Annotated in this window: 13 protein-coding genes; 6 read left to right on the top strand and 7 right to left on the bottom strand. The window is 39.0% G+C overall.

Annotation, left to right across the window (positions count from 1 at the left end):
• Positions 1 to 83: 83 nt before the first annotated feature.
• The 7 genes from H4J62_RS16050 to H4J62_RS16020 all read right to left on the bottom strand — a co-directional run bounded on the left by H4J62_RS16050 (position 84) and on the right by H4J62_RS16020 (position 7,438).
• Positions 84 to 1,337: a diguanylate cyclase gene (locus H4J62_RS16050; protein WP_182217131.1), complete on the bottom strand. Its 1,254-nt coding sequence runs from the start codon at positions 1,335 to 1,337 to the stop codon at positions 84 to 86.
• A gap of 62 nt (positions 1,338 to 1,399) precedes the next feature.
• A complete protein-coding gene (gene uvrD / locus H4J62_RS16045) occupies positions 1,400 to 3,574 on the bottom strand; it encodes a DNA helicase II (RefSeq protein ID WP_182217132.1) in 2,175 nt (724 codons plus the stop codon).
• Positions 3,575 to 3,620: 46 nt separating this feature from the next.
• Entirely contained in the window at positions 3,621 to 4,382 is a 762-nt protein-coding gene (locus tag H4J62_RS16040; RefSeq protein ID WP_182217134.1) for an HAD-IA family hydrolase, read from the bottom strand.
• Positions 4,383 to 4,390: 8 nt separating this feature from the next.
• Complete coding sequence (locus H4J62_RS16035; RefSeq protein ID WP_259364684.1) at positions 4,391 to 5,074, bottom strand: DUF484 family protein; 684 nt, start codon at positions 5,072 to 5,074, stop codon at positions 4,391 to 4,393.
• 48 nt (positions 5,075 to 5,122) lie between these two features.
• Positions 5,123 to 5,953, bottom strand: coding sequence for a diaminopimelate epimerase (dapF, locus tag H4J62_RS16030; RefSeq protein WP_070375358.1), 831 nt, complete (start codon positions 5,951 to 5,953; stop codon positions 5,123 to 5,125).
• A gap of 25 nt (positions 5,954 to 5,978) precedes the next feature.
• On the bottom strand, positions 5,979 to 7,229 hold the full coding sequence (gene lysA, locus H4J62_RS16025) for a diaminopimelate decarboxylase (protein ID WP_182217135.1): 1,251 nt from the start codon (positions 7,227 to 7,229) through the stop codon (positions 5,979 to 5,981).
• A 2-nt stretch (positions 7,230 to 7,231) separates the two neighbouring features.
• The gene (locus H4J62_RS16020; protein WP_182217137.1) at positions 7,232 to 7,438 is read right to left on the bottom strand and encodes an LPS translocon maturation chaperone LptM; all 207 of its coding nucleotides are present in this window, start codon (positions 7,436 to 7,438) and stop codon (positions 7,232 to 7,234) included.
• Positions 7,439 to 7,519: 81 nt separating this feature from the next.
• On the opposite strand from H4J62_RS16020, the gene cyaY reads away from it, so the two are divergent.
• From cyaY to H4J62_RS15990, 6 genes are read left to right on the top strand one after another with little or no spacing between them, the layout of a single operon-like run.
• Entirely contained in the window at positions 7,520 to 7,840 is a 321-nt protein-coding gene (gene cyaY / locus H4J62_RS16015) for an iron donor protein CyaY (RefSeq protein ID WP_070375355.1), read from the top strand.
• A 4-nt stretch (positions 7,841 to 7,844) separates the two neighbouring features.
• Complete coding sequence (hemC, locus tag H4J62_RS16010) at positions 7,845 to 8,780, top strand: hydroxymethylbilane synthase (RefSeq protein WP_182217138.1); 936 nt, start codon at positions 7,845 to 7,847, stop codon at positions 8,778 to 8,780.
• The gene (locus H4J62_RS16005) at positions 8,767 to 9,525 is read left to right on the top strand and encodes a uroporphyrinogen-III synthase (RefSeq protein ID WP_182217140.1); all 759 of its coding nucleotides are present in this window, start codon (positions 8,767 to 8,769) and stop codon (positions 9,523 to 9,525) included. The genes hemC and H4J62_RS16005 overlap by 14 nt, the downstream gene beginning before the upstream one ends.
• Positions 9,518 to 10,942, top strand: coding sequence for a uroporphyrinogen-III C-methyltransferase (locus H4J62_RS16000; RefSeq protein ID WP_182217142.1), 1,425 nt, complete (start codon positions 9,518 to 9,520; stop codon positions 10,940 to 10,942). Before H4J62_RS16005 ends, H4J62_RS16000 begins: the two co-directional genes overlap by 8 nt.
• A complete protein-coding gene (locus H4J62_RS15995) occupies positions 10,942 to 12,186 on the top strand; it encodes a heme biosynthesis HemY N-terminal domain-containing protein (protein WP_182217143.1) in 1,245 nt (414 codons plus the stop codon). The genes H4J62_RS16000 and H4J62_RS15995 overlap by 1 nt, the downstream gene beginning before the upstream one ends.
• Positions 12,183 to 12,821: a hypothetical protein gene (locus H4J62_RS15990; protein WP_182217145.1), complete on the top strand. Its 639-nt coding sequence runs from the start codon at positions 12,183 to 12,185 to the stop codon at positions 12,819 to 12,821. Before H4J62_RS15995 ends, H4J62_RS15990 begins: the two co-directional genes overlap by 4 nt.
• Positions 12,822 to 12,856: the final 35 nt, after the last annotated feature.

Genomic DNA, 12,856 nt, shown 5'->3' with positions numbered 1-12,856 from the left:
CTTTACTTTTTTTTATAAAAAAAAGCACCTTTAAGTTAATTCAAGCTCGGCATCACTTTAACATCTACATTTTAACTAAAGCGTTAATCATCGACGCCAAAAAGACTCAATTGATTGCGGCCATTTTCTTTAGCATTATAAAGCGCACTTTCCGCTTGATTCAGTTGTTTAGCAAACGTCTCTGTACTATTACAAACCAAGCCTATACTGATGTTAAAGGCAATATGGTGCTCTTCAAAAGTTAGCTGAGAAACAGAAATGTCTCGACGAAGATCGTCTAATTTAGTGTAAAGTTGATCCTCATCAGTACCGTACATTAAGATGGCAAACTCCTCACCACCTAAGCGGGCTAGCAAACCTGATCCTAGATGTTTACGCATATATAATGCCAGTACTTTTAAGACATGATCGCCGGCATCATTTCCGTAGTTATCATTGATTTTTTTGAAAAAATCAATGTCGAGCATAGCAACACAATAAGGCATGTCTCTTTTAATATATTGAGGCACCAGCTGCTCTGCTTTAGAGAAAAAAGCCCGTCTGTTAGGTAAGTCGGTTAAATAGTCTACGTTTGCTGCTTTTTGTATTTGTTCAATATTGTTTAAATTCTCAATATTTTGGGTAATTCGACAATAAAACTCTTCTGGGCAAAAAGGTTTACGTAAAAAGTCATCCGCACCATTTTTAATAAAGCGTGCCGAATGCATACCGTTGTCTGCTCCAGATATACCAATAATAGCGAGTTGATCACGACTATAAATTTTACGGATTTCATTAGTTAATTCGATACCGTCCATGATGGGCATTTCCAGATCGGTGATCACCAATTTAATGTCTTTGTGCTGCTTTAAGCGTTCTAGCGCTTGCACACCGTCATTGGCTAAATAAACATTAAAGTTGCGGCGTTTTAATAGCTGAGAAACATAATTTCGTGCCGCTAAAGAATCATCAACAACAAGAATACCTGTACTGCTGTTGGTTATTTGCCAATGTAAAATACGTTTTAAATAAAGGAAAGCTTGGCTATTCTCTTTAGGGATATAGTCAACAACGGGCTGAGCAAGTATTTGCTGTCGAGTCGTTTCATCCATTTTACCTGTCATAACGACACTTGGAATACCATGAGAGAGCACACAAGCTATTGCTTCGCCATTGGGAGCATCTGGTAAGGCATAATCTATAGTGGCAGCAAAAAAGTCATTTTTGCCCTGTAAAATTTCTTCTACTTCAGCAAGTGTGGTAGCAATAGTTACCTGATAATTTAATGCCTCGCCAATTTGCTTAATAACACGAGCAATAGGCTTACTGTCTTCTACTACGAGTAACTGCATTGACATATAATTTCATACCTTTTTTTATAATGGCATCACATGAAAGAACTAATTATTTTTATGTAATATTAAACGTTGGCTTGTAAATTAGCATAGGCGACCACCAGCCATTTACTACCTACACCAGCAAAATTAACTTGAATACGACTTTGAGCTCCTGAACCTTCATAATTTAAAACAACGCCTTCGCCAAATTTAGCATGAACGACTGACTGTCCTAAGCTAAAACCGCTGTTCTCAAAAGTTTCCAGTGTAAAAGTCGAAGAAAACTTACCTTTAGTTGATGGACGAGTCACTTGATTTTGTAATCTTATTTCTTCGGTACATTCAGGAGGTAATTCACGTAAAAAGCGACTGGCTTTATGAAATTTTTCTTGTCCATATAGTCGACGGCTTTCTGCATGACACAAGTATAGCTTACTCATAGCACGTGTCATGCCGACGTAACATAAACGCCTTTCCTCTTCTAAACGTCCTATTTCTTCTACTGATTTTTGTGAGGGAAACATTCCCTCCTCTAAGCCGGCAATAAACACTAATGGAAACTCTAAACCTTTCGCAGAGTGCATAGTCATTAACTGCACAGCAGGTTCATAATCATCGGCTTGTGACTCGCCAGCTTCAAGGGCAGCATGTGTTAAAAATGAGGTGAGTTTTGTTTGTTCTTCTATTAACTCTGGGTCCGCTTCGAAGGTTTGACAAGCGGTAACAAGCTCATTTAAGTTTTCTATTCTTGCCTCGGCACGTTCACCTTTTTCAGCTTGATACATGGCTTTTAAACCACTGTGTTGAATAACATAGTTGGCCTGTTGGTCGAGGTCGAGGTGGCTAGAGTCATCTTCGAGAGTGTCGATAATATTAATAAAATTTTGAATGACTTTCGCACTTCGTCCTTTCAATTCATCATTTTTTAGCATGAATTGACAGGCTTGCCATAATGTCATTTCTAAACTGCGCGCAGCGTCACGTATTAACGATAGGCTGGTATTACCAATGCCACGTGTTGGGGTATTAATAATACGTTCAAAAGCCGCATCATCATCGCGATTATTTAATAAGCGTAAGTAAGCAAGTGCATCCTTAATTTCTAAACGTTCAAAGAAGCGTTGACCACCGTAAATACGATAAGGTAAGCGACTCTGCAAGAGCGCTTCTTCGAGTAAACGAGATTGCGCATTACTGCGATATAAAATAGCGACATCATCTAAGCTGCCTTCTTTACGCCAATCCGTAATTCGACCCGCAATAAAGCGAGCTTCATCTATTTCGTTGAATGCCGTATAAATAGATATTTTTTCACCCGCTTCATCTTCGGTCCATAACTTTTTACCTAAGCGGTTATTATTATTGGCGATAAGTTTATTAGCCGCATTAAGAATATTGGCTGTGGAGCGATAATTCTGCTCTAAACGTATCGTTTTTGTGTCGTCGAACTCATTAAGAAAACGCTGAATATTTTCAATTTTTGCGCCACGCCAGCCATAAATTGATTGGTCGTCATCACCAACAATCATCACCTTACTCGATGCGTTACCCAGAATGTTTAACCAGGCGTATTGAATGGCATTGGTGTCTTGAAATTCGTCGACTAAAATATGCTTAAAGCGTTGCTGATAATGGGCAAGCAAAACGGGGTTGTTCAACCAAAGTTCATGGGCACGCAATAATAACTCGGCAAAATCGACTAAACCGGCTCGATCACAAGCTTCTTGATATCCTTGATAAACTTTAACAAACGTTTGCTCAGTGGGATCATCGTAAACTTCTATGTGCTGTGGACGAATACCTTCATCTTTTTTTCCATTGATATACCACTGCATCTGCTTGGGTGGCCAACGTTTTTCGTCAATACCTAATGAACGTACAATGCGCTTAACTAAGCGCAGTTGATCATCTGAATCAAGTACTTGAAAATTTTGTGGTAATTTAGCTTCTTGAAAATGCATACGAAGTAAGCGATGGGCTAAACCATGGAAAGTACCGACCCACATACCATGAACATTACCCTCAACTGTTTTTTCAACACGCACTCGCATTTCTGCTGCTGCTTTATTGGTAAAAGTAACGGCTAAAATACTATGAGAAGAGGCGTTTTCAACTTGCATTAACCAGGCAATACGTTGCACTAACACACGAGTTTTACCACTTCCTGCGCCAGCTAATACCAACATATTTTGTAGTGGAGCGGCGACAACATCTCGTTGTTTTTCATTGAGTGACTCAAGTAGTTCAGAAACGTCCATAACGGAAAAATAACCTTAGAAAAGTAGAAAGTAAGTATAGATAAAATTATAACAAGTGACACAATTCGCTAATATCTGCTAGCTCAATATTAGGTAAAACAGTTAGTGGTTTGCCAACATCATAGCAGGAAATCCATGCGGTTTGGCAGCCAGCATCGATAGCACCTAGAATATCAGAGCGACCACAATCACCAACATGTAATAGTTGTGACGGTTTTATTATTAATTTTTTGCAAGCTTCAACAAACATATCTGCTGCGGGCTTTTGTCGTAGTCGTTGATTTTTATTTAAAGCTGTCGTTGATAAATCCCCGGCATGAAATCGATAGCTAAAGTAAGCTGAAATACCTATTTTATCAGTATCAACATTGCCGTTACTGATGGCCACCAAGGGATATTTTTTTTGTAAGCTTTGCAATAATTGATGCACAGCTTCTGGCACAACAAAATCACTGCGTTGTTGAACAAAATAATCTAACGCTTTATGTGCTTGGTCATTCGCAATGTCATCAGCTAAACCCAATGCTTTCATGCCTAGAGTGTAAGTGGCTAAACGTATATCACCCACATGATGTATTAATTGTGGATTCGCTGCTATAGCTTGCTCGCGAAAAGGTGACCAAAACCGGTAATCAAAAAGAGTATTTTTTGTCGCATGAGTGGCGATTATCTGTAATGAGAAAAGTGCCGAAAAATAAGCAACCATTTTGGCATCTGTTGCCATCATTACCGGATAATTACTATACAGGGTATCATCAAGGTCAAAACTAATGGCTTGAAAGGGGGCTAAGCGACGATAAAATTTCATTGTCTGTGTTATTTATACAGTTGTTGAAAAAGTAATTTTGCCACCAGCTTTCTAAATTGACTAAGCAATAAAGTATCCATGCGTGGATCAAAGTGGTCGGCGTCGGCACTGCTTATCGCCATAAAACCAATGTCATCATTAATATGATTTAGCTTAATTAAGACCACAGAGCCTTCTTGATGTTGCGAAAAAATAAGTTCTTGCTCGCTTTTTTGTAAGCGTCCAAAATAATAATCATCTTTGGATAAACGATTATTCATCACCCCTGCACAATCGTTTTTAACGATGCTAGCATGGTCAACCTCAGTATGCTCTTTTAACCAGACTTTCAAACCCGATAATGACAATAATTCTGTGGTTGCTTGATACAAACAATCAAGCAACTCAGGCGCGGAGCTGCAATCTAATAAGCGTAAATACAAGTCGCTATACAAAGCAAAAAGCTGTTCATTATGGTTAGCTATCGCCATAAGTTGAGTAATTTCTTCTTCTAGACCATGAATTTTTTGACGTTGCTGGCTTTGTTGTCTTTGCACTAACGAGACGGTGCCACGATTAACATCGGATAAACGTAGACTAGTGATCAGCTCAGGATTACGATTAAAAAATTCTGGGTTATCATGTAAGTAATCAACAATGAGATCATCCGTTAAACTTACTTCATCTAATTGCATTGGGGTTGAGTCGTTCAAATTAATTCTCTATATCTTGAATAGTTAAATAAGCTAACTTTATGCTGATTATAAATTTAATTGCCCGTCAAATACATGTACGGCTGGGCCGGTCATTTTGACTGAATTACCCGGTCCTTTCCAATAAACCTTTAACTTACCGCCCGGTAATTCCACCGTAACATCTCGACCTAATTTATTTTGTATCTGGCCAATAACTACTGCTGCACAAGCACCACTACCACAGGCTAACGTTTCAGCTGAACCACGTTCATAAACACGAAGTTTAATATAGTCAGGAGCAACAATTTCCATAAAGCCAACATTCACTTGCTGGGGAAAGCGTTCGTGATGTGACAAAGCTTTACCTAACGTCTCAACAGGAGCCTCATCAACCGAGTCAACTGTCAGCACACAATGCGGATTACCTAAAGAAACCACGCCACACAATACGGTGTCTTCATCACTGCGAAGAATGTAAGTACCTTCTACTTTTTGGGCAGTAAATGGAATTTGGCTTGGTTCAAACTTAGGTGTTGGCATATTCACTGAAACGTTACCATCGCGCTCAACAAATAAGGTCATCTTGCCTGACTGTGTCGACACCTTAATTTTATTTTTATTCGTTAAGCCTTTTAAACGCACAAATTTAGCAAAACAACGAGCTCCATTGCCACACTGACCAACTTCACTACCGTCGGCATTAAAGATGCGATAATGAAAATCTAAATCGGGATCGTACGGTGGCTCAACCACTAACACTTGATCAAAACCGACACCGAAATTACGATCGGATAACTGCTTTATTTGCTCATTAGACAAATAAACATTCTGGGTAACATTGTCTAGTACTAGGAAGTCGTTACCTAAACCGTGCATTTTTGAAAAATTAACTAACATTTACTTCCCATATTCAATTTAATACTTATTTTGGTAACAAAGACTCGCCTTGCCATAATTGCTCAAGTGTTTCCCGAGCACGGATCAAATGATTTTCTTCACCATCGACCATAATTTCAGCCGCTTTTGGGCGACTATTATAATTTGAACTCATCGAAAAACCATAGGCACCCGATGAACGGATCGCTAAGAGATCACCGGCCACGATACTTAGTTCTCGAGCTTTACCCAGAAAATCACCCGTTTCACAAATAGGACCAACAATGTCGTAAGTTTTTTTACTGGTGAGTTCATTTTTTTCAACTTCGATAATCGCTTGCCATGCTTGATAAAGCGACGGACGAATTAAATCATTCATCGCGGCGTCAACAATCGCAAAATGTCTATCTTGATTCGTTTTTAGTAATTCAACTTCGGTCACTAAAATTCCGGCATTAGCCATAATGGCACGACCGGGCTCATAAATCAGCGTAATATCACGATCAGCTAACTTATCCGCAATCGCTTTCGCGTATTCGTTAGGATGAGGTGGTGTTTCGTCGTTATAACATACGCCTAAACCACCGCCAACATCGATATGCGATAAGGCAATATTTACCTCTGCGAGGCGGTCAACAAGTGCGAGTACTCGGTCAAGTGCGTCTAAAAAGGGTTGAACTTCAGTTAACTGCGAACCAATATGGCAATCGATGCCCTTTACCGCAATATTTGATAAACTATTGGCGTGTTGGTAAAGCTCAAAGGCATCATCAATGCTAATACCAAATTTATTTTCTTTTAAGCCTGTCGATATATAAGGATGCGTACCAGCATCTACATCAGGGTTTACTCTTAAAGAGACTGGTGCAGTCATTTTCATGCGCTCGGCTACCTGCTGAATACGCGTTAGCTCTGCTGCTGATTCAACATTGAAGCAGTAAATCCCCTTTTCTAAGGCAAAAGCAATTTCATCTGACTTTTTGCCAACGCCCGAAAACACCACTTTACGGGCATCGCCGCCGGCTTGTAATACACGAGCAAGTTCACCTTTTGAAACGATATCAAAACCACTACCTAAACGTGCCATCACATTGAGTACGGCAATGTTACTGTTGGCTTTCACCGCATAACACACTAAATGTGGTTTATCACCAGCCGCTTGGTCAAACGCATGCCAGTGGCGCTCAATAGTCGCTCGTGAATATATATATAACGGCGTACCATGTTGCTTAACAAGTTGAGTAACGCCACAATCTTCAGCATACAGAGAAGTGTTTTTGTAATTGAAAAAATCCACGATTAATTTTCCTGCGATTTTGGTGCTGGTGAGTTTTGTTTTGGCTGTGTATTAGCGTGTTCAGTTTGCTGCTGTACTTTTACTTGCACAGATTTTTGCGATAGTGGACCTTTAATTCCACATCCACTTAAAAGCACTGATATAATAAAAAACGCTAAAATAATTGAATTTTGTTTACGCATACTTGATTTATTCGATTTTTTTCTCATGATAGACGTTTTATAATCTCATGACCAACAAATAGCTAGCAAAGATGAATAAATTTCATTGCGCTAGAAAAGGAAGCATTAATGAACGACAGCCAATACAATTTACTTGCCGATGAAATTATTCTTCAAATAGAAGAAGCCATTGAAGATTGTGGTACCGACATTGATTATGAGGGTGTGGGTGGCATGTTAACACTGACCTTTAAAAGTGGCAGCAAAGTCATCATTAATAAACAAGCACCCTTGCAGGAAATATGGGTAGCAACTAAATTTAATGGTCATCATTTTCAGTGTGAAGATGGCCAATGGACAGACAAACGTGGTGGTGGCGAACTTTGGCAATTCTTATCAAAAGCGATCAGTATTCAGGCCGACACCGAAATAACTATTAGCGCAGGATAATTTAATGAGCACAACAACCGTACGCATTGCCACACGTAAAAGTGCACTCGCTTTATGGCAAGCCGAATATGTAAAAGCACAATTAGAGCATTTCCACGCTGGCATTATTGTTGAACTTGTTCCCATGACCACCAAAGGCGATATTATTTTAGATACACCTTTAGCTAAAGTCGGTGGTAAAGGTTTATTTGTTAAAGAACTCGAAGTTGCCATGTTAGAAGACCGTGCTGATATCGCAGTTCATTCAATGAAAGATGTCCCCGTAGAATTTCCTGAAGGGCTAGGCTTAGAAGTGATTTGTCCTCGTGAAGACCCTCGTGATGCCTTTGTTTCTAATACCATTAACAGTTTAGCCGAACTGCCACAGGGTGCTGTTGTCGGTACCTCAAGTTTACGTCGTCAATGCCAAATTAAAGCCATACGCCCAGATTTAGACATTCGTGATTTGCGCGGTAACGTAAATACCCGTTTAAAAAAATTAGATAATGGCGAATATGATGCCATTATACTTGCCGCAGCGGGATTAATACGTTTGGCAATGCCTGAGCGAATTCAAGAGTTTATTGAACCTGAGGTCATGTTGCCAGCAAACGGACAAGGTGCTGTCGGAATTGAATGTAGAACGAACGATGAAACCCTTAAAGCTTTACTTGCGCCATTAGGTTGTGAAACTACCCGTATTCGAGTGTTAGCAGAACGAGCGATGAACCGCGCTTTAGAAGGTGGTTGCCAGGTCCCTATTGGAAGCTACGCTGTTATTCAAAACAATGGTCAAGTTTTTTTACGTGGTTTAGTGGGCGCAACTGACGGTAGTGAAATACTGACCAGTGAAATAACTGGTGATAGTAAAAATGCTGAACAACTAGGTAATACACTGGCTGATCAACTCCTTGAAAAAGGCGCTGATAGAATATTGCGTCAGGTTTATGCACAACAGTAACACACACGTTTTAATCACACGTCCTGAAAAAGTAGGACGTGCTTTAGCGCAACAGTTAAAAAGTATCGGCATTGACAGTCACTGCCAACCGTTCTTTGACTATCAATCATTTGCTTGTAAAATCACCACTAAAAAGCTCATCAAACAATATCCGCAAGCCATTGTTATTTTTGTCAGTGTCGCTGCGGTTGAGTTTGCTCATTGCGCTGTTGATTTTTCTCAATGGCAACAAAAACGCATTATTGCTATCGGTAGCGCAACACTAAACGCTTTAAAAGCAAAAGGGCTTAGTGCTGTTTCCCCTGAACTTCATACCAGCGAAGGTTTATTAACACTTAATATACTCGATGAAAAAACAATCAGTGGCGAAACCATTATTATTGTTCGTGGTGACGGTGGTCGAGAGCATATTGCCCAGCAACTCACCTTGCGAGGCGCCAAAGTTCACTATTTAGAAAGCTATAAAAAAGTCTGGCTTACCGTCACGCAAAAACAGGTTCAACAATGGCGAAATCAGCGAATAAATTGTATTGTCATAACCAGTAACGCTTTGCTAGAAAGCATAGTACACTTAATAAAGCATTCAGAGAGTTATTGGCAAACCACTTGTTTATGGATTGTTGCTAGTGAGCGCATTGCCGAACAAGCGAAACAACTAGGATTACTCAATATCATTAATGCTAACGGTGCTAATGATCAAGCCATGCTTAGTGCAATCACTTCATATGGAAAAAATAATGACTGATAAAAAGCTAAACGAGTCAAATACTTCAGAAAAAAAATCGACTGACGAAAAGTCAGAGCAAGGTTTTTCAACTTCTATTTCACTAGCGTCAGCGACAACAGCATCCTCGAGTGAAGAACAGAAGTCCCCAGAAAAAAATAAAGCCTCAGGTGTGGTTAACGAGAAAAAACCAGCCATTAAAACCTCGGAAAAAAAAGCTAAATCACCGGTGGCGAATGATACAAAGATGAATAAACAAAAATTATCTAAGACTGCCGTAGTTTCCTTAATCATAGCTTTAGCAGCAAGTGTTGGTGTCGGCGGTTTATATTACTGGGATATACAGCAACAAGCACAGAGCAAAGCAGAGTTTTTACAAAAAACTCAGCAAATTTTAGCCACTAGTGAGCAAAAAACCCAACAAAGTTTGGCCAGTAGTGAGCAAAAAGTTAAGCAGTTATTTGCTCAGCAACAAACCATGTTTTCACAGCGCTTAAACCGTGAGATTGCAACAATAACAACAGACAGCCAAGTTAAAATCGCTAAACTTGAAAAGACTGTTGAACGATTATCACAAAATCAACCCAGTGATTGGTTATTGCACGAAGCAGAGTACCTTATTCGTATTGCCACTCGCACGATGTGGCTAGAGCAAGATACAAGAGCAGCAATTGGCTTGTTACAAGATGCGGATATGCGTCTCAAAGAACTTAAAGATCCGCAGTTTTTACCTATTCGTCAATTAATTCGTCAAGACATCGCACAGTTAACATTAATACCTGTTGTAGACAACGAAGAAACCGTTATGACCTTAATGGCGATGAGTCATCAACTGGCAAACTTACCCTTGGCTATGGTTAAAATTCCAGATAATGACAACAAGAGCAGTGATTTCACATTATCTGAAAGCACCAATGATTGGCGAGAAAACCTCGCTAAAACATGGCAAAAAATTCTTGCAGATTTTATTACTGTCCGCAGAAGTAGTGGTAATGTAAAACCATTAATGTCGCCACAACATCAACAAAACCTTATTGAGAACCTTAGCTTAAAGTTACAATTAGCTCAGTGGGCAGTGACAGAGAAAAAACAGAAAATTTATAATCAAACCTTAAATGACATTCAACTATGGTTAACAGAATACTTTGATATGCAAAAAGTTGAAAATCAAAACTTTTATCAAGCTATTCAAAAACTAAAAAGTAAGATAATCACTTATGATTACCCCAGTACGCTTTTATCGCTAAAAGCGATGAGTAAAGTGCTAGCAGAAACGCCTTTAAAACCAACACTTGAACAATTAACGCCTCAAGTAATGCCTGATAAATTACCCGAGGGCAAAGAAAAAGCACTTAATGGCTCATCTCAAACACTACCTGAAGAAGTTGCACCACAAGAGTCAAAAGTGCAGCCTAACAGCACGAATGAGGCCTTATAATGAAAAAATTAATACTGTGGATATTAATGTTTTTTGCTGCGGTTGCTATTAGCCCACTACTAATAAATGAAAAAGGTTATATCTTAATTGCGATGGGCGATTTAACCATAGAATCAACCGTAGTAATGGCATGTATTATGTTAACGCTATTATTTATCGCCTTAGGGTTATCGATGACACTTGTGCGTGGCAGTCTACGTTTGGGTTTTGGCGGCTGGAACAAAATTGCTTTTGCTAATCGCCGTCGAGGTTTAAGAGACTTTAATCGCGGCATTGCTGCTTTTATTCTTGAAGACAACCAACAAGCAGAGCATTTGTTTGCTAAAGCGGCTGAACCCTCAAGATTTACTCATACGTCTTATCTATTGGCTGCTGCTGCATCGTCGAAACAATCGCTGCGATCAAACACTAATCACTACTTAGCTTTATTAGCACAAGAAGACAATGGCGTTAAAGGCTCTGGTTTAGAATCAGTACTCGTGACGATTAAATTATTAATCTCTCAGGAAGACTTTGCACAGGCACGGAGTATTATTGATAAACATCACAAACAAATTGGTCATGATGCAAGGTTATTAAGCTTAGAGATCATCTTAAGCTTGCAAGAAAAACGTTTTGATTATGTAATAGAGCAACTTGTTTCAGCCCGTAAACAAAAAGCCATTACGAATGAAAAAATAGCACTATGGGAAGCAAGCGCTTTCTATGGTGCTTTTAATGAAACAATACGCAAAGAAAATAACGATTCATTGGCACAGCGGTGGCACAAACTTACTCGGAAATTAAAACATAATGAAGTTATTCTCTGGGCTTATTGTCAAGTATTAGCCGAGCACAAGATCACTGAACCACTCAATAAAATATTATTACCCGTGATTAAAAAAGGCGCAGACGATACTTTTTTAAAGAATATTCGCCAGCTACCTATTTCGGCGACTGATGAATTAATCAGTGCTGTTCAAAAACAGTTACATAATGATCCTCACAGCGGAAAATGGTTAAGTTGTTTAGCTAATTTAGCCGCAAAATCTCAACAACTGCCGATGGCAGAAAAAGCCTTTAATAGCCTGATTAATTTAGCAGGTACACAATATGATGTTATTGATCTACTGAACTTTTCTCAAGTATTAGAGCAGCAAGGCGAATATAAAAAAGCCAATCAAGTATTAAATAAAGCTTTAGGTCAAATTGGCAGCTTTAACAATAATACCTTAGTTATAAATAACGGAAACGAACAAAAATGAATTTAACAGTCGACTTTAAAAAACCTGAAATTGCCGGTGCTTTTGATTGGCAATTATGTCAAGAAATCAATGTAAAAAACGAGCAAGGCGATATTATTGCTAAAGCTGAAATTGAGCTAATCACCCTCAATAAACACCGTGATGCTGTTGGCTCTTATACTTTATTAGCCAACGAAGATACTGACTGGGAAATTCCACTTAACCTTTATTTTAAAGGCCAAAACCTTGAACAAGGCTTATGTGAACAATTAAGCATTACTGCTGAGACCAAAAAAGCTAAAACACATATTTTACTTGAAGCGATCAGTGTTCTGCCACAATATCGTAAACAAGCGATTGGGCAATACCTGCTTAAAGAAATTGTTAAACATCATCAAAAGGCTCAATCTATTACGGTCTTAAGCATGCCAATGCATCTCTTTGTTGATGCCGATGAATGTGAGGATGAAGGTATTAAAGCTTATTATCAAGCGGCTGATTTGCAAACTGAAAAAGTGGCGATAGATGATCTCACTCACTTTTTTACTAAAAGTGGCTTCGTTGAGTTTACCGTCGACGAAAGTTTACTGGCTGAGCCTTTACCCTATCAAATATTTGTTGCTAGCCCACAAAGTATATTAAAAGACTCAATCTAAAAATATTTTCAGCTTAAGCACATTATATCAAAAGC

The sequence above is a fragment of the Colwellia sp. BRX8-5 genome (assembly GCF_014077325.1).
Classification (GTDB): domain Bacteria; phylum Pseudomonadota; class Gammaproteobacteria; order Enterobacterales; family Alteromonadaceae; genus Colwellia_A.
The sequence above is the reverse complement of the archived record's forward strand: the minus strand, read 5'-3'. Positions and strand labels throughout refer to the sequence as shown.

Coding starts and splice junctions, on each gene's coding strand:
- H4J62_RS16050 (WP_182217131.1), bottom strand. CDS start 1,337: ATGTCAATGCAGTTACTCGTAGTAGAAGACAGTAAGCCTATTGCTCGT.
- uvrD (WP_182217132.1), bottom strand. CDS start 3,574: ATGGACGTTTCTGAACTACTTGAGTCACTCAATGAAAAACAACGAGAT.
- H4J62_RS16040 (WP_182217134.1), bottom strand. CDS start 4,382: ATGAAATTTTATCGTCGCTTAGCCCCCTTTCAAGCCATTAGTTTTGAC.
- dapF (WP_070375358.1), bottom strand. CDS start 5,953: ATGTTAGTTAATTTTTCAAAAATGCACGGTTTAGGTAACGACTTCCTA.
- H4J62_RS16020 (WP_182217137.1), bottom strand. CDS start 7,438: ATGAGAAAAAAATCGAATAAATCAAGTATGCGTAAACAAAATTCAATT.
- cyaY (WP_070375355.1), top strand. CDS start 7,520: ATGAACGACAGCCAATACAATTTACTTGCCGATGAAATTATTCTTCAA.
- hemC (WP_182217138.1), top strand. CDS start 7,845: ATGAGCACAACAACCGTACGCATTGCCACACGTAAAAGTGCACTCGCT.
- H4J62_RS16005 (WP_182217140.1), top strand. CDS start 8,767: ATGCACAACAGTAACACACACGTTTTAATCACACGTCCTGAAAAAGTA.
- H4J62_RS16000 (WP_182217142.1), top strand. CDS start 9,518: ATGACTGATAAAAAGCTAAACGAGTCAAATACTTCAGAAAAAAAATCG.
- H4J62_RS15995 (WP_182217143.1), top strand. CDS start 10,942: ATGAAAAAATTAATACTGTGGATATTAATGTTTTTTGCTGCGGTTGCT.
- H4J62_RS15990 (WP_182217145.1), top strand. CDS start 12,183: ATGAATTTAACAGTCGACTTTAAAAAACCTGAAATTGCCGGTGCTTTT.